This window comes from Methanothermobacter crinale (assembly GCF_055397825.1).
Map to the genome: position 1 here is coordinate 644238 of NZ_AP042450.1, position 13655 is coordinate 657892.

Annotated in this window: 17 protein-coding genes; 5 read left to right on the forward strand and 12 right to left on the reverse strand. The window is 41.7% G+C overall.

Features of this window, described 5'->3' with window-relative positions; genetic code table 11:
* Window positions 1–5: 5 nt before the first annotated feature.
* Window positions 6–1220, forward strand: coding sequence for a nickel pincer cofactor biosynthesis protein LarC (larC, locus tag ACZ5XX_RS03880; RefSeq protein WP_464585835.1), 1215 nt, complete (start codon window positions 6–8; stop codon window positions 1218–1220).
* Window positions 1207–1881: a 7-cyano-7-deazaguanine synthase QueC gene (gene queC, locus ACZ5XX_RS03885; protein ID WP_464585839.1), complete on the forward strand. Its 675-nt coding sequence runs from the start codon at window positions 1207–1209 to the stop codon at window positions 1879–1881. The genes larC and queC overlap by 14 nt, the downstream gene beginning before the upstream one ends.
* On the opposite strand, the gene oadA is transcribed toward queC, so the two are convergent.
* Window positions 1882–3594, reverse strand: a complete 1713-nt coding sequence (gene oadA / locus ACZ5XX_RS03890) for a sodium-extruding oxaloacetate decarboxylase subunit alpha (protein ID WP_464585841.1) — start codon at window positions 3592–3594, stop codon at window positions 1882–1884.
* Between the two features lie 211 nt (window positions 3595–3805).
* Here oadA and ACZ5XX_RS03895 point away from each other — a divergent pair, with 211 nt between their 5' ends.
* Both ACZ5XX_RS03895 and ACZ5XX_RS03900 read left to right on the forward strand, forming a co-directional pair.
* Window positions 3806–3991: an ATP-binding protein gene (locus ACZ5XX_RS03895; RefSeq protein WP_464585843.1), complete on the forward strand. Its 186-nt coding sequence runs from the start codon at window positions 3806–3808 to the stop codon at window positions 3989–3991.
* A 55-nt stretch (window positions 3992–4046) separates the two neighbouring features.
* A complete protein-coding gene (locus ACZ5XX_RS03900) occupies window positions 4047–4463 on the forward strand; it encodes a V4R domain-containing protein (RefSeq protein WP_464585846.1) in 417 nt (138 codons plus the stop codon).
* Here the strand turns inward: ACZ5XX_RS03900 and ACZ5XX_RS03905 are convergent, their stop codons facing one another.
* From ACZ5XX_RS03905 to ACZ5XX_RS03930, 6 genes are all read right to left on the reverse strand, one after another.
* Window positions 4464–5561, reverse strand: a complete 1098-nt coding sequence (locus ACZ5XX_RS03905; RefSeq protein WP_464585848.1) for an inositol-3-phosphate synthase — start codon at window positions 5559–5561, stop codon at window positions 4464–4466. It lies immediately after the preceding gene.
* 109 nt (window positions 5562–5670) lie between these two features.
* Window positions 5671–5955 carry a DUF2769 domain-containing protein gene (locus ACZ5XX_RS03910; RefSeq protein WP_464585850.1) on the reverse strand — a complete coding sequence of 95 codons (285 nt, stop codon included), beginning with the start codon at window positions 5953–5955 and terminating at the stop codon, window positions 5671–5673.
* A 19-nt stretch (window positions 5956–5974) separates the two neighbouring features.
* Window positions 5975–6826 (reverse strand): hypothetical protein, encoded by an 852-nt coding sequence (locus tag ACZ5XX_RS03915; RefSeq protein WP_464585852.1) that lies wholly within the window; start codon window positions 6824–6826, stop codon window positions 5975–5977.
* A gap of 27 nt (window positions 6827–6853) precedes the next feature.
* Window positions 6854–7630, reverse strand: a complete 777-nt coding sequence (locus tag ACZ5XX_RS03920) for an MBL fold metallo-hydrolase (protein ID WP_464585854.1) — start codon at window positions 7628–7630, stop codon at window positions 6854–6856.
* Window positions 7627–8211, reverse strand: coding sequence for a nucleoside/nucleotide kinase family protein (locus ACZ5XX_RS03925; protein WP_464586210.1), 585 nt, complete (start codon window positions 8209–8211; stop codon window positions 7627–7629). The genes ACZ5XX_RS03920 and ACZ5XX_RS03925 overlap by 4 nt, the downstream gene beginning before the upstream one ends.
* A complete protein-coding gene (locus ACZ5XX_RS03930) occupies window positions 8205–8852 on the reverse strand; it encodes a diacylglycerol/polyprenol kinase family protein (RefSeq protein ID WP_464585856.1) in 648 nt (215 codons plus the stop codon). The genes ACZ5XX_RS03925 and ACZ5XX_RS03930 overlap by 7 nt, the downstream gene beginning before the upstream one ends.
* A gap of 57 nt (window positions 8853–8909) precedes the next feature.
* Here ACZ5XX_RS03930 and ACZ5XX_RS03935 point away from each other — a divergent pair, with 57 nt between their 5' ends.
* Window positions 8910–9755, forward strand: coding sequence for a UbiA family prenyltransferase (locus tag ACZ5XX_RS03935; RefSeq protein ID WP_464585858.1), 846 nt, complete (start codon window positions 8910–8912; stop codon window positions 9753–9755).
* 151 nt (window positions 9756–9906) lie between these two features.
* Here ACZ5XX_RS03935 and ACZ5XX_RS03940 read toward each other — a convergent pair whose 3' ends face one another.
* The 5 genes from ACZ5XX_RS03940 to ACZ5XX_RS03960 all read right to left on the reverse strand — a co-directional run bounded on the left by ACZ5XX_RS03940 (window position 9907) and on the right by ACZ5XX_RS03960 (window position 13653).
* Window positions 9907–10224 carry a pyridoxamine 5'-phosphate oxidase family protein gene (locus tag ACZ5XX_RS03940; RefSeq protein WP_464585862.1) on the reverse strand — a complete coding sequence of 106 codons (318 nt, stop codon included), beginning with the start codon at window positions 10222–10224 and terminating at the stop codon, window positions 9907–9909.
* Entirely contained in the window at window positions 10199–10342 is a 144-nt protein-coding gene (locus tag ACZ5XX_RS03945; protein WP_464585864.1) for a pyridoxamine 5'-phosphate oxidase family protein, read from the reverse strand. The genes ACZ5XX_RS03940 and ACZ5XX_RS03945 overlap by 26 nt, the downstream gene beginning before the upstream one ends.
* A gap of 18 nt (window positions 10343–10360) precedes the next feature.
* Window positions 10361–11014, reverse strand: a complete 654-nt coding sequence (locus ACZ5XX_RS03950; protein ID WP_464585866.1) for a rhodanese-like domain-containing protein — start codon at window positions 11012–11014, stop codon at window positions 10361–10363.
* A 117-nt stretch (window positions 11015–11131) separates the two neighbouring features.
* On the reverse strand, window positions 11132–11707 hold the full coding sequence (locus ACZ5XX_RS03955) for an MBL fold metallo-hydrolase (RefSeq protein ID WP_464585868.1): 576 nt from the start codon (window positions 11705–11707) through the stop codon (window positions 11132–11134).
* Between the two features lie 2 nt (window positions 11708–11709).
* On the reverse strand, window positions 11710–13653 hold the full coding sequence (locus ACZ5XX_RS03960) for an MEDS domain-containing protein (protein WP_464585870.1): 1944 nt from the start codon (window positions 13651–13653) through the stop codon (window positions 11710–11712).
* Window positions 13654–13655 lie beyond the last annotated feature (2 nt).

Sequence of the window (13655 nt, forward strand, 5' to 3'; positions counted from 1 at the left end):
CCCATATGGTAGTGATTATAGACCCCCAATTAGCCGGCGTGGCAGGTAACATGATCATAGGGGCTCTCATAGACTTGGGAGCCAACCCAGAGGAGACTATGGAGGTTATGGAGGCCGCAGCATCTTATTTTGGGGGTGTTGATGTTAAGGTTTCTGATGTTAAAAAGGCGGGTATAAAAGCCACTTATGTTGAGGTGAAAAAAGCCTCCATGCCATATCTTAGATATCCTGAATTCTTGGAAAAAATTGAGGCCATTAACCACCCGCTCATAGATGATGGGATAATATCCTTTTCTAGGAGAGTGTTCCATACTATAGCAGAAGCTGAGGCAAAAATCCATGGAGAATCCTTAGATGATATACACTTCCATGAAGTGGGAGCGTCAGATGCTGTTGCGGACGTTTTCGGAGCGGCATTCGCATACTTCAGCCTAGGACTTGACAAGGAGAAGGTTTATTCGCTCCCAGTAGCCTTGGGGGGAGGTTCAACCATATCATCTCATGGCAGGATCCCCATACCAGCGCCAGCAACTCTCGAAATTCTCAAAGGAGCCCCTATCCATGGAGGACCTGCTAAAGTGGAACTTGCAACACCTACAGGAGCCGCTTTACTCGTTAACATGGTGGATGAATTCAAGAATTTCCTCCCACCTATCAGGGTGGTGGAGATAGGCTATGGCGCGGGTAAAATGGATCAAGAATTCCCCAATATACTCAGGATCATGAAAGGCGAAAGGAGCCTGGAAGAGGATAAAATAGTATTATTCGAGACAAACTTGGATCATCTAAGCGGTGAAGTAATAGGAAACCTTTTTGATGATCTTATAGGGGAAGGAGCCCTTGATGTGACAATCACACCCATATTAATGAAAAAGAACAGACCAGGCCACCTTTTAAGGGTCATATCCAAACCAGAAGATCAGGAAAATATACTGAGGAGGATATTCAAAGAGACAGGGACACTTGGTATCAGAATATTCCCACAAGTACATAGAACAATCCTCAAAAGGGAGAAAATACCATTTAAAGTTAACATCAAAGGGGAATGGACAGTGAACTTCAAAGTAGCCTTCCTAGACTCTGAGATAATAAGCGCACGCATAGAATATGATGATGCGAAAAGAATATCATCAAAGATTGGACTCCCACTCCGTGAAGTCATGGAAATAGCAGAAGAACAATTCAAAAGAGAAATGGTGAACAAGATTGAAGGCTATTAGCATACTCTCAGGGGGTCTTGATTCGACCGTGGCCACAATAAAATTAGCAGAAAAATATGACATACACGCTTTAACTTTCGATTATGGTCAGAGAAGCTCAAAAATGGAGATAAAGGCCTCCAAGAGGATATGTAGATCTTATGGTTTTAGGCATCATATGATTAAACTGCCATGGCTCAAAAAACTCGGGGGCTCAGCCCTCACAGACAAAAAAAAGAGGATACCAAAACCCGCCATGGATGAATTAGATGGTAGTGTTGCTGATGAAACTGCCAAGGCTGTTTGGGTTCCGGCTCGCAACCTTGTATTCACTTCTATTGGAGCAGCATATGCAGATGCACTAGATGCTGGAGCCATCATAGTAGGCTGGGATAGGGAGGAGGCGAGAACATTCCCTGACAATTCCAAGAGATTCTTAGAGGCATTCAACAGAGTCCTTGAATCAGGTGTCTTCGCGGATGTTAAGGTGGAAGCGCCCTTAATAGATTATACTAAAAAGGAGATAATAGAGGAAGGTCATAGGCTTAATGTGCCCTTTGAGGTTACATATTCTTGTTATGAGGGCGGTAGATTACATTGTGGCCTCTGCGAGTCTTGTATGAGGAGGAAAAGAGCCTTTAAACTTGCAGGGATAGAAGATCCTACAAGATATAGGCTTTGATTATTTTATCACCATGAGGACATCCCCTACTTCTACTTTCTCCCCCTCCTGGGTGTATATTTTCTCCACAACACCAGAATGTGGTGCTTGTATGTCGTTTTCCATTTTCATGGCCTCTATCACTGCTACAACGTCTCCTTCTTCCACGATGTCACCCTCTTTAACTTTTAGTTTCACGATCATTCCTTGCATGGTGGATTCTACTGCACCTTCTATGGGTTCTTCTGGTTTTTCAGGTTTTTCTTCGATGGTCAGATAACCCGTGGGTATCACTTTGACCTCAAATTCGTCCCCGTCTACTTCTACAAGGTACTGGGTTGGAACAGCCTCGGCAGGTCCGGCGATGGCCTCTTTTGGCGGTTCTAACGGTTCTTCTTCTATTTCTCCTCGGAGGAATTTTGGTGCTATGGTTGGGTAGAGTGCGAATGTTAGGATATCCTCCTCCTTCCGGATTATCCCAAGTTTTTCACCTTCTCTCTTGTATTTTTCGAATTGGGGTTCTAGTAGGTCGGCTGGTCTGCAATCTATGGGTTCTTGATCCCCTATTACTTTAGCGGCTACTTTTGGGTTTAAGGGTGCTGGTGGTCTCCCATAGAATCCTTTGAAATAATCTTTGACTTCGTTTGATACCATCTTGTATCTTTCACCTGAGAGCACGTTCATAACAGCTTGTATTCCAACAATTTGACTCGTGGGTGTTACCAGGGGTGGGTATCCCATGTCCTTTCTCACCTTTGGCATTTCTTTCAAGACGTCGTCGTAGCGGTCGAGAGCGTCTTGTTCTTTGAGTTGGGCTACGAGATTTGATAGCATACCCCCTGGTATTTGGTATATGAGGACGTCTGTATCTATACGTTCTGCTATTGGGTCTAGGATAGACTTGTATTTTTCCCGGATTTCCTCGAAGTATTTTTTTATTTGGGTCAGTTTTTTGAGGTTGAGGCCTGTGTCATATGGTGTGTCTTTGAGGGCGGCTACTAAGCTTTCGGTTGGGGGTTGTGAAGCACCCCATGATAAGGGTGATATTGCAGTGTCTAGTATGTCAACACCGGCTTGACACGCGGCATAGTAACTCATGGGGGTCATCCCACTCGTACAATGACAATGAAGGTTCACTAGTAAGCTGGTCTCCTCTTTAAGTGCCTTGACAAGCTCATAAGCGTCATGTGGTGATATTAGACCGGCCATGTCTTTTATAGCGACTGAGTCGCATTCCAAGGCCTCTAGTTCCTTGGCGAATTCCACATACTTTTCAAGTGTATGGTATGGGCTTATCGTATAACATATTGTCCCTTGTACGTGGGCTCCCTGGTCCTTAGCCACTTTAATGGCATATTCCATATTTCTTATATCGTTTAGGGCGTCAAATATCCTGAAGATGTCAACACCATTCTCGTAGGCTTTTTCAACAAACTTTTTAACTATATCATCGGGATAGTGTTTATAGCCTACAAGGTTCTGTCCCCTTAAGAGCATTTGTATAGGGGTCTTTTTGATTTTTTCCTTTAATTTTCTTAGGCGTTCCCATGGATCCTCATTAAGGTACCTTATACAAGTATCGAAGGTTGCACCACCCCATGCCTCTAATGAAAAAAAGCCCACTTTATCCATTTCTTCGGCTATGGGTAACATGTCTCGTGTCCGCATACGGGTTGCAAGGAGTGATTGATGCGCATCTCTGAATGCTGTTTCAACGATTTTTATCCTTTTCATTGCTGACCCTCACGGCGATTCATCACCTCTATATACAATAGTAAGAACTGACTTAAATACTTCAACAAAAAAAGAGAGGGCTGGTCATAACACAATAAGATAATATTATTACCATGGTTCTATAGTGGGAATGATAGCTCCCCCCTACACTAGTTTTATATTATAGTAAAAGCTTAAGGGATTATATTCACAAGGCAGAGGAGAATCAAAGATGGCAAAGATAATTATAGATTATGACAAATGTGATGCATGTGGAGAATGCGCCGATCTATGCCCAATGGAAATACTAATAATAGTTGATGATAGGTTAGAGGTTCAAGATCCAGAAGACTGCAATGAATGTGAGGTGTGCATGGATGTATGCCCAAACGATGCCATAAGAGTAGAACCAGAATAGAGATTCCCCCCCACACGGGGGGATATGTTGAGATATTGTTGATGGGGTATTAATTATGGAACTTGGGAGGATTGAAAGGCCCAACATTGGAAGGTTCATCGATGTTGAATTCTTCCGCATAATCCGCTTCCTGCCAATGGAAATGTTGGGTGAACGAGTGGATGGCTTAATATATACTGGTGCGAAGGACGCGGCCACTGACATGGAAGCAGATTCAATAGATGAAATAGTCACCCTTTTCAGGGAAAAGGGAGTGGGTAAATTAACGATCCTAAGCACGGACCCTTTGGAGGCTAGATTGGACGAATGCGCTACCTGTTCGGGGCTTCCTAGTGTTGGGAGGCCGCTGTGCCACTTTGAGGGTGGCTTATTAGCGGGTTTCCTTGAGTCGGTCCTTGGAGATAATATAGATTTGAAGGAAGTGAAGTGTTGGGGTCTTGGAGATAAAACTTGTTTATTTGAGGAGATTTAATCATCTCTCAATTTCCCCAGTGATGAACTTATCGACCAGCTTGGCTGCTTCATTATCAGGATATTGTATTGGTGGGTGTTTCATTGTATAGGCTGATATGGATGTTAGGGGGCCTGCAATTCCCCTTTTGAGGGCTAGTTTACAACATCTTATAGCATCTATAACGCAACCTGCAGAATTTGGCGAATCTTCAACACTGAGGCGGAGTTCGAGGTTCATGGGAACGTCGCCAAAGATTCTTCCTTCCATTCTAAGGTAACAGACTTTGTTGTCTTTCTGCCATGGTACATAGTCACTTGGGCCTATGTGTATATTCTCTGGGTCTAGTCTTTCATCGCCTAGGATGGATTGTACGGCTTCTGTCTTTGATTTTTTCTTTGAATGGAGCCGGTCCCGGTTTAGCATGTTTAGGAAGTCGGTGTTTCCACCGGTGTTTAGTTGGTATGTTCTGTCTAACTTAACACCCCTCTTCTTGAATAGTTGTGTCAGGGTCCTATGTGTTATCGTAGCCCCTATCTGGGCTTTTATATCATCTCCGATTACGGGTAGGCCTGCTTTTTCGAATCTGGACGCCCAGTTGGGGTCGCTTGCGATGAATACTGGCATGTTATTTATGAAGGCTGTTCCGGCTTCGAGTGCGCATTTGGCATAATAACGTGTGGCTTTTTCCGAACCAACTGGCAAATAATTTAGAAGCATTTCGGCGTCGTTGTCCTCAAGGACTTCTACAACGTCTACTGGTTCCTCGTCCGCAACCGAGAAAGTGTATTTTTCATCATATTCATTCATGTGGGGTGCTACGCCATCGAGTACGGGTCCCATGGAAACTTCAACGTCCATCCTGGGTATGTTTTCACAGAATATTTTCGTGCAATTTGGGGGGGCGAATATTGCCTCGCTCAAGTCTTTCCCCACTTTTCTTTTGTCAACGTCAAATGCCGCGACAACCTCTATATCCTCTGGTTTGTAACCGCCTATGTCCCAATGCATTAATCCTATAGCGTCCTTTTCATCCTTTTCTGTGTAATAGTATATTCCTTGGATTAAGGAACTTGCACAATTTCCCACGCCTATGATAGCGATTTTTATTTTACCCAATTAGAACACCCTTCCCAATTTCCAGTTTATCTTGTAAGGAGAAGGTTAGAATGATCAACTACTATAATCATACTTATCCAGATTATTAAATCTTTCGCTTTTTGAGAGATTATGGTTTGGTTCTCTGATCCATCTCAGAGCCTCTAGTACAGTAAAAGTTTCTTGAGAGCCCGATCCCTAGGGTGGATGCTACTAGACATGTGGGGCATAGGCATCCTTTCTCATCTTTTATGCATTCTGATTCTCCTAGGATGCAGAATAGCCTTTCATCACATTTCCTATAGGATGGACAGGAGGGGCATGCACAATCATCTGACAATCTTTTAACTTCTTCTTGCATTTCTATTCTGTCCATTGACATTATCCTTGTATATTCTTTTTGGAACTGGTCCATGGTACCCTTCACCTTGGGTTCATATTGTTACTCTGATGAATAGGAAGATTAACCAGAATATTATTAGGGTTCTGCTGGTCCAGGTTGGCATTTTACCTTGGATGATTTCTTTGTTGAATTTCCAGGTTAGGATTATCGTCACCAGTAATATAATGTTTTGGATGTTCGCGAGTATATTAGAGGGGTTTTGGATGTAGTGGAACCCCCACATTATTGTTGTTAATATGATACCCGCCCAGTTGACCCTTATAAGGTTTCTGTTCTTTGTGAAGTTTAGGGATATGAAGGTGCCCATTGCCAGGATAATCCCTAGGAATTGTAGGAAGGATTCAATTAATGGCACATTGAAGATGCTTGCTTTTAGTATTGGTAGGAGTATGATTGCCTTGAGGGCTTCGTCAGCTGGGAATGCTTCTATATCACCGACTGCGAGAACGTATTTGCCCTTATTTTGTTCGTTGAATACCATTATATAATATTTTCCAGCTGGGATGGTTTCATTGAATTCGGGCCCTTTAAGGTAATAGTCACCCCCGAATTCTTCAAAGTAGGGTTTCCACTCTCCTGGGCCCAGTTCCTTTATTGTTTTCCCTTTATCGTCTAGTATCTTAGCATATACTAGTTGGTTCTCCCCTGGATTGTCTGGTATTAGAATGTTAACGTATAATCTGAATTCCTTGGGGGATTCTATCATATAATAGACTGGTTTGCCTTGTAGTTGACCATAGAATGCTTGGGAGATTTCCGGTTTTTTTATGATGATTGGATTGTCTATTGGGGCGGTTGATGGTGCGAGTCGTGGTTGGTGAGCGGCCACAACACCTAAAAGGCAGATAACAGTTAATATGAGGAATATGATCTTGGTTTTCATGGGGATAATTTTTTATTTTTTATATTATTAAATGATTTCTATCTGGGTCCCTGTGTGTAGGGGTTTTATATTGTCTAGGTTTTCCTTGAGTATATTGTATGCCCTTTTTGATGTGCAATGTCCGGTGTAGATTTCCTCTATGCTTTTGAATGGGTCTATTAGGTTCGGGGCCTCCTCGGCTTTTATGTGGAAGCCCCCTATAAGGGCTTTTATGGGTTTATTGTATTTTCTTTTCACGGTCTCTGTTATGTTAAGGATGCCGCGATGGGAGCATCCAGTTAAAACGAGCAGACCATCCTCTTTTTCTATGACTAGGATTATCTCATCCTTGAAATCGTCAAGGACTATCTTGTCCTTTGAAATTTTATAAAGTTTATTGTTGCCCTTTGGGGTGGGGAAAAACTTTTGGATGTTAGTTAGTATGGTGCAATCTCTGGTTATTTTAGTGTCTTTTTTTAGGGTTTTTATCTGCGGGTTATCTGCCAAGCTCTCATCTAAGCCAATATAACGCCAGGACCCGTTGTCATTTGCATAGCGTTTGTAAAAGGCACCATCTCCCACATAAATCTCTGCTTTTTTATTCTCTTTGAGGAAGTATGGGAGGCCGCCGCCATGGTCATAGTGTCCGTGGGATATGAGGGCATATTCTACTTTGGATATGTTTATGTCGAGTTCTTGGGCATTTTCAATGAAGGAATTGGATTGGCCCATGTCAAATAGTAGGTTGGGTTTGTCTATGTGGAGGGATAATCCATGTTCGGCCTTTAGTGTGCCGGTGTCTTCTATGAGGCAGGTTATCATCATGTTTTCTCGCCTTTGTCAAGTTGATCTAGGATCTTGTCGATTTTCTTTTGAACATCTGTTATGTTGTCCTCGGTATTTATGATATGCCAGTTTTTGGCTAGTCTTAGGGCTTTTTCGCGGACATGTTTAAGATCTTCGAGGTTTTCGAACATTTCGTGTTCGTTTCTTTCCTGGAGGCGTCTTAATGATTCTTTGGGTGAAACGTCGAGGAAAAACATGTATTTTGTGGTGGGGAATATCAGGGAGAAGATGTGGTATAGTATCCAGGCTATTTTTGGGGGTAGGTATGCTACTCCCATAAGATATCTTACAAATATTAGGGTGTCGGCTTCCTTTGATCGATAGTAGAGGTGGAGTGATCTTATAACATCTAAGGCGTAGTATATGCTTGCCTTTAGGTGATTTATTTTACCTTTTTTGAGCAGCGCTTTTTTAGCCCTTCGACCGTATGGGTTGTCATTTTCTGGGTGCGACCTGTATATGACCTTTTCTCCCATGTTTTCATATCTTTTTTTTATGAGTTTTGCATGGGTGTCTTTTCCAGCGCCGTCTAATCCGTCGATGACTATGAATCTCATAATGCACACCCTAATAGGTAGATTGTCACTGCGCCGATGCATGCTGTTATGTTATCAAGTCCCTTTGGTGTGGCGCCTTCTATGATGGTTGCTGTGGCTGCTATGGCAGCTATTATGAGCCAGTTTATTGGCTGCTTGTAGTAGATGAAGATTATGGGTAACGTGACTAGTAGGGTGATGAACATTGCGAGGGATCCTTCAACACTTTTAGGGTCTCCTAGGATGTTGTATTTTCTTTTCCCGTAGTTTTCGCCTATTAGTGATGCTAGACCGTCACCATAGGACATTGCAGCGATACCAATTGCGATTATCCAGGGATGGTTAAAGAATAGTAGGGCGAGCAGAGTCCATGAGATGGAATAGTATACGAGTCCCAGGCCGTGGCCATAAGAAGAAGCTTTATGTTCTAGTTTGAGTGGTGAATATGGGCTTATAAGAAATGTTAGGGGTATGAAGGGTGCTGCTGCGAGGAATACCATAACCCACCATGTCTTAAATACTGGTAATATAAAGATGATATTACCAACCATTATATGTACAAATTTGCGACTAAAATTTGGGTTTTGAAACTTTCCCCCTATAAATAGTACGATCATAACGTAGCTATATACTAGTAGTAGTCCGAGGATGTCATTGTCTGTCATATAATAGTGTGAAGCTTATTAGAGTATATTTGAGTTTTGGTTTAAGGGTGAGAGATGATGAAGGCTTATATAGAAATATTAAGACCAGTTAATGCCATAATGGCGGTAGTTTCAATTGTTTTAATAGCTCTCATAGCTTGGAAATTCAATCTGGATGTTTTAGTGGCGGCTATAATCGTTTTCATGGCCACAGGAGCCGGTAACACAATCAATGATTATTTTGATTATGAAATAGATGCTGTAAACAGGCCTGAGAGACCCATACCATCTGGACGTGTTAGTAGAGAGGCTGCGGGCGCCTATTCACTTGTACTTTTTGTTTTAGCATCGGTGCTCGGATTTTTTCTCGGTTCACTCCCAGGGATTATAGTGGTTGGAAGCTCCCTTCTCATGACATACTATGCTCATACTCTTAAAAGGAAATGTCTCATAGGCAACCTTGTAATATCATTCCTCACAGGTCTAAGTTTCGTATTCGGAGGCGTGATAGTGGGTGAAATTGTCAAAGCAGCTTATATAGGTTTTTATGCTTTTCTCATGACCATGGCAAGGGAAATAATCAAGGACATGGAAGATATAGAAGGAGACAAGATGGAGGGAGCCACCACACTCCCAATCAGGTATGGGCATAGAATCTCAAGTATAATAGCCGCAATTTTCATGTTCACAGCCAGTCTAACAAGCCCCATACTCTATATTATAAACGTTTTCGGCATCCTTTACATTCCAGCTTTGGTGCTGGCGATAATAGTATTCATAAGGGCTGCCTTCAAAATTTTAGCAGATCCACGAAAGGAAACCGCTGGGAAGGTTTCAAAGCAGATAAAAATTGGGATGGGCATAACCTTCATAGCCTTCGCATTGGGAAGCAAAACATTAACAAAGATGATATTGGGATTATAGCCACAAAAAAAGATTAATATATGTGAAAATAATAAGGGGGAATAAGGGTTTTAAGGAGTTGACTTTTACACCCCCCTACAATTTTCCACTCCTTAAACCCCCCCACACCAATATTATTTTCCACTTTTTATACCGGTTATATCAACGACATCTACAAGTTTCCAGACATAGGATCTCTCCATTTTAACAAGACATGCCAAGGGATCCTCTGGTGAATGACCCAAAGCCTTAAGCACATTCCTAGAAAGGTTTTTTCCCTGATCATATCTGCGAACATCTCCCTTACTCTCTTCTGTTCATCATCTGTAATCTGGACTATCTGTCCTTGGAGGGTTACAAACTTGTAACTTGAAAGGTCTGGTTCGAATTCTTCTATTTCAACTGCAACATATGGGTTGTTTTTTAAAAGTTCTATTTTCCTCCCGTATTTAGTTGACAGAAAGTTAGAGGTGTTCCCCGTCGAACACATAAAGGAATGGTGCTATATATGGATATTCTCCACTAAAGGCTATTCTACTGAGGAATTTCTCCCCTATAAACTCGTCATATTCTTCCTTTGTCATTAAAGGTATTTTAACAATCCCCATAACCTAAACCTCCTATTTTTATCCTTGTATGATGGGATAACCTTTCCTTATCCAGGCGATTATCCCTCCAAGGACAGTTTTCACATCATATCCATTCATTTTAAGCAGGCTTGCTGCGATAGTCGACTTATAACCTGAATCGCAATAAACAACCACATTATCAGGCATGTTTTCCAAGTTTTTTGGGATGTCACCAAGCCAACAATGCCTGGAACCTTTTATATAAAATTTTTCACGATCGGCGTGTTTCCTAACATCAAGAAGGGTGAAATCTCCACCATCTAGTTGGGATTTTAGCTGGTCTACAGTCCATGCTTCAAGACTTTCACGTTCCATCCCATTAATGTACCAGTTTGGGAAGCCACCCTGCAGATAACCATACTTGTTATCATATCCTAGTCTTATAAGTGATCTTCTCACAAGATCATTGGATCCGTCTTCATCTACTATGATTATTGGATTATCATAGTCTAGGAAGTATCCTGCGAATGCAGCGAAACCACCACTCCAAATATTCAAGCTACCTGGGATGTGACCTCCGCAGAAGCTTGTTGGATTCCTAACATCGACAATTTGAGCCCCCTCCTTGATCATATCATTGAATTCATTAACGTTTAGGGGTTTTAGGTGTGGGTTTTCTAGTGGCGCCCCCTTTAGGTTGTTTTTTTCCATCCTTTTGAAGTATGGTGGGGTGTAGAGTTTTTCGCTCTTTTTATGTTCTATGAAGCTTTCCTTGTCTAATTTGAGGAGGGGATTTGTTATCTTTTCATATCCTATGGTTGTGATGTCTTAGTCGTTTATCTGGGCGCCGCAGATGGAACCTGCACCATGCGCGGGGCAGACTATAACATGATCCCCTAATGGTAAGATTTTTTCGTGTATGCTCTCATAGAGCAGACTTGCGGTTTCAGGTATTTTTTCTTCCCCGAAAAAGTCAACCCTTCCAACCTCCCCCGCGAATAGCACATCACCGACGAATACCATCATGGGATTCTCTGTGTTTTTATCCTTCACGAGGATGGATATGCTCTCATATGTATGGCCTGGAGTTTCAAGAACTTCAAGTTCTAGTGATCCTAGTTTGAATGTGTCTCCGTCGACTATTTTGGTCCCGTATTTGAAGTCTAGTTTGCTCCCGTGGAGTATCTTGGCGTCAACATATTTTGTAAGTTCTAGGGATCCTATGGTATAGTCTTCGTTTCTATGGGTTTCGAATATGTAACGGATGCTGATGTCATTTTTTCTTGCAAGTTCTAGGTAGATGTCAACGTCTCTTCTGGGGTCTATGATGGCGGCCTCCCCCTGAGATCCTAAAAAATAGGAATTGTGGGATATGCCTTCAGATTTTATTATCTCAAATATCATATCTAACCCTTCATGGTATGGGGGAATTTGAGTTCGATTTTAACCCCCTTTTCTCCTTTTATTTTTATTTCACCGTCAAGTTGCCTTGTTAGGGCGTGGATTAGTCTCATCCCCATACTTTCACATTCTTCTGGCCTGAATCCTCTTGGGAATCCGACGCCGTCATCTTCCATGATAAGTTTTATAGAATCTCTGCTTTTATATGCTTTTACTGTGATTGTCCCTTCCTTGTCTGGGAATGCATGCTTCATAGAGTTTGTCAGGGCCTCGTTTATTATAAGTGCGCAGGGTATGGCCTGGTTTATTGTGAGTTTTATATCCTGGATTTGATAGTTGAATTTTATCTTTGGGAGTTTGTATGTTGCCTTTAATTCTGATATGATATCTTTTATGTATTCTTTGAGGTTTATGGAGGCTAGGTCTTCTGATTGGTAGATTTTTTCATGGACTCTTGCAATGGCTCTTATCCTGTTTGTTGTTTCTTTGAGCAGTTCCCTGTTTTCTGCTTTTTGGGCTTGGAGGTTTATTAGGCTTATTATGATTTGGAGGTTGTTCTTGACTCGATGGTGTATTTCTCTTAGTAGGGCTTCTTTTTCCATTAGAGCCTTTTTTAGGGATTTTTCATATTCTTTGATTTTCGTAATGTCGCGTATGGATATTAGGGTGCATTCTTCGTCTTCCCAGTAAGTTTTGGAGGTTTTTAATTCGGCGATTTTCAGGTTGCCGTTGGCGTCTATGGTTTGGATTTCTTCTGTGATATGGGGTTTTGAGGGTATTCCTATGGTTTCTCCTATGATCTCGCTTTTCTCCCATCCGAAGTACTTTAGGGCTTGTTGATTTGCATAGTATACTTTCCCTGCCTTGTTGATGATGAATATGCTCTCTGGGCTGTTCTCGACGACGTTGATGAAATTTTTCGTTAATTTACTTAGTTTTTCTTCAAATTTTTTGCTCTCAGTTATATCCAGTATTATAGAGGCTATACCCCTTTTACCAATGGGGATTTCAACAGGAAACTTACGTATATGATAATATCTACCCCTGATCTTTCTTTCAAGGGCTATTTCCTCCCCCTTTAATGGTATTTCACCCAATTCTTCTAATATGGTCGCGGTTTCTTCATCAAACACCTCATGAACGGTTTTACCGATTATATCGGATTCTTTTTTCCCAGCGAACCTGCAAAATCTATTATTCACAAGAAAATACTTTAAATTAGAGTCTTTAACAGATACCATGGCCGGAACATTATCAATAAAACTCTTAAATAACCCTGTGAACATTTCAATGGATTCTATAAACTCTTTTTCACGTTTTATGTTCCTAAGCCAGTTTTCAATCTCTGCAATGGCAGGATCCTCCTCAAGGAGAATCCTAGGGGGTATATAATAAAAGTTCCTGTAAATTTCACCCTTCCATAATAGGATGGGATGGGTCATGATAACACCTTTGAGTATTTCTGGTTCGAAAGCCGATTTTTTATATTGGCATATAGCCAGGCATTTAGCCTTTGGAAAAAACCTGTTAAGTTTGGCCTCATATTCTATCAGTTTTTCACTCCCGGGTTTGCCCTTCAAGATCCAGGTCATCTCTCCAGTGGCGCGGAGGGCGGAATATCCCTCGTCCAAGGCCTTTTCTGTTTCCTCTTCTAGGAGTTTTATCATGGCATCAGGGTCAAAGGTTCCGCCTCTGGTGTATGCTTCATCCTCAGATAATATTTTGAATTGTCCTTTAAGCTTCTCAGGGTCGAATCCTCTCTCTATGAGAAGTTCTTTTATGGTTTCGCTCTTATGCCTATCAGTTATATAAACGCACTTCTCATCACGTTTAAACCCCTCTACTAGGAATGGTATGATGGTGGATTCCCATTCTTTTTCATCTTCATAGATTAGGCAGATGTGATCATGGACTTTCATGCCCTTTATTAGTGATTTAGCATTATTCAAAG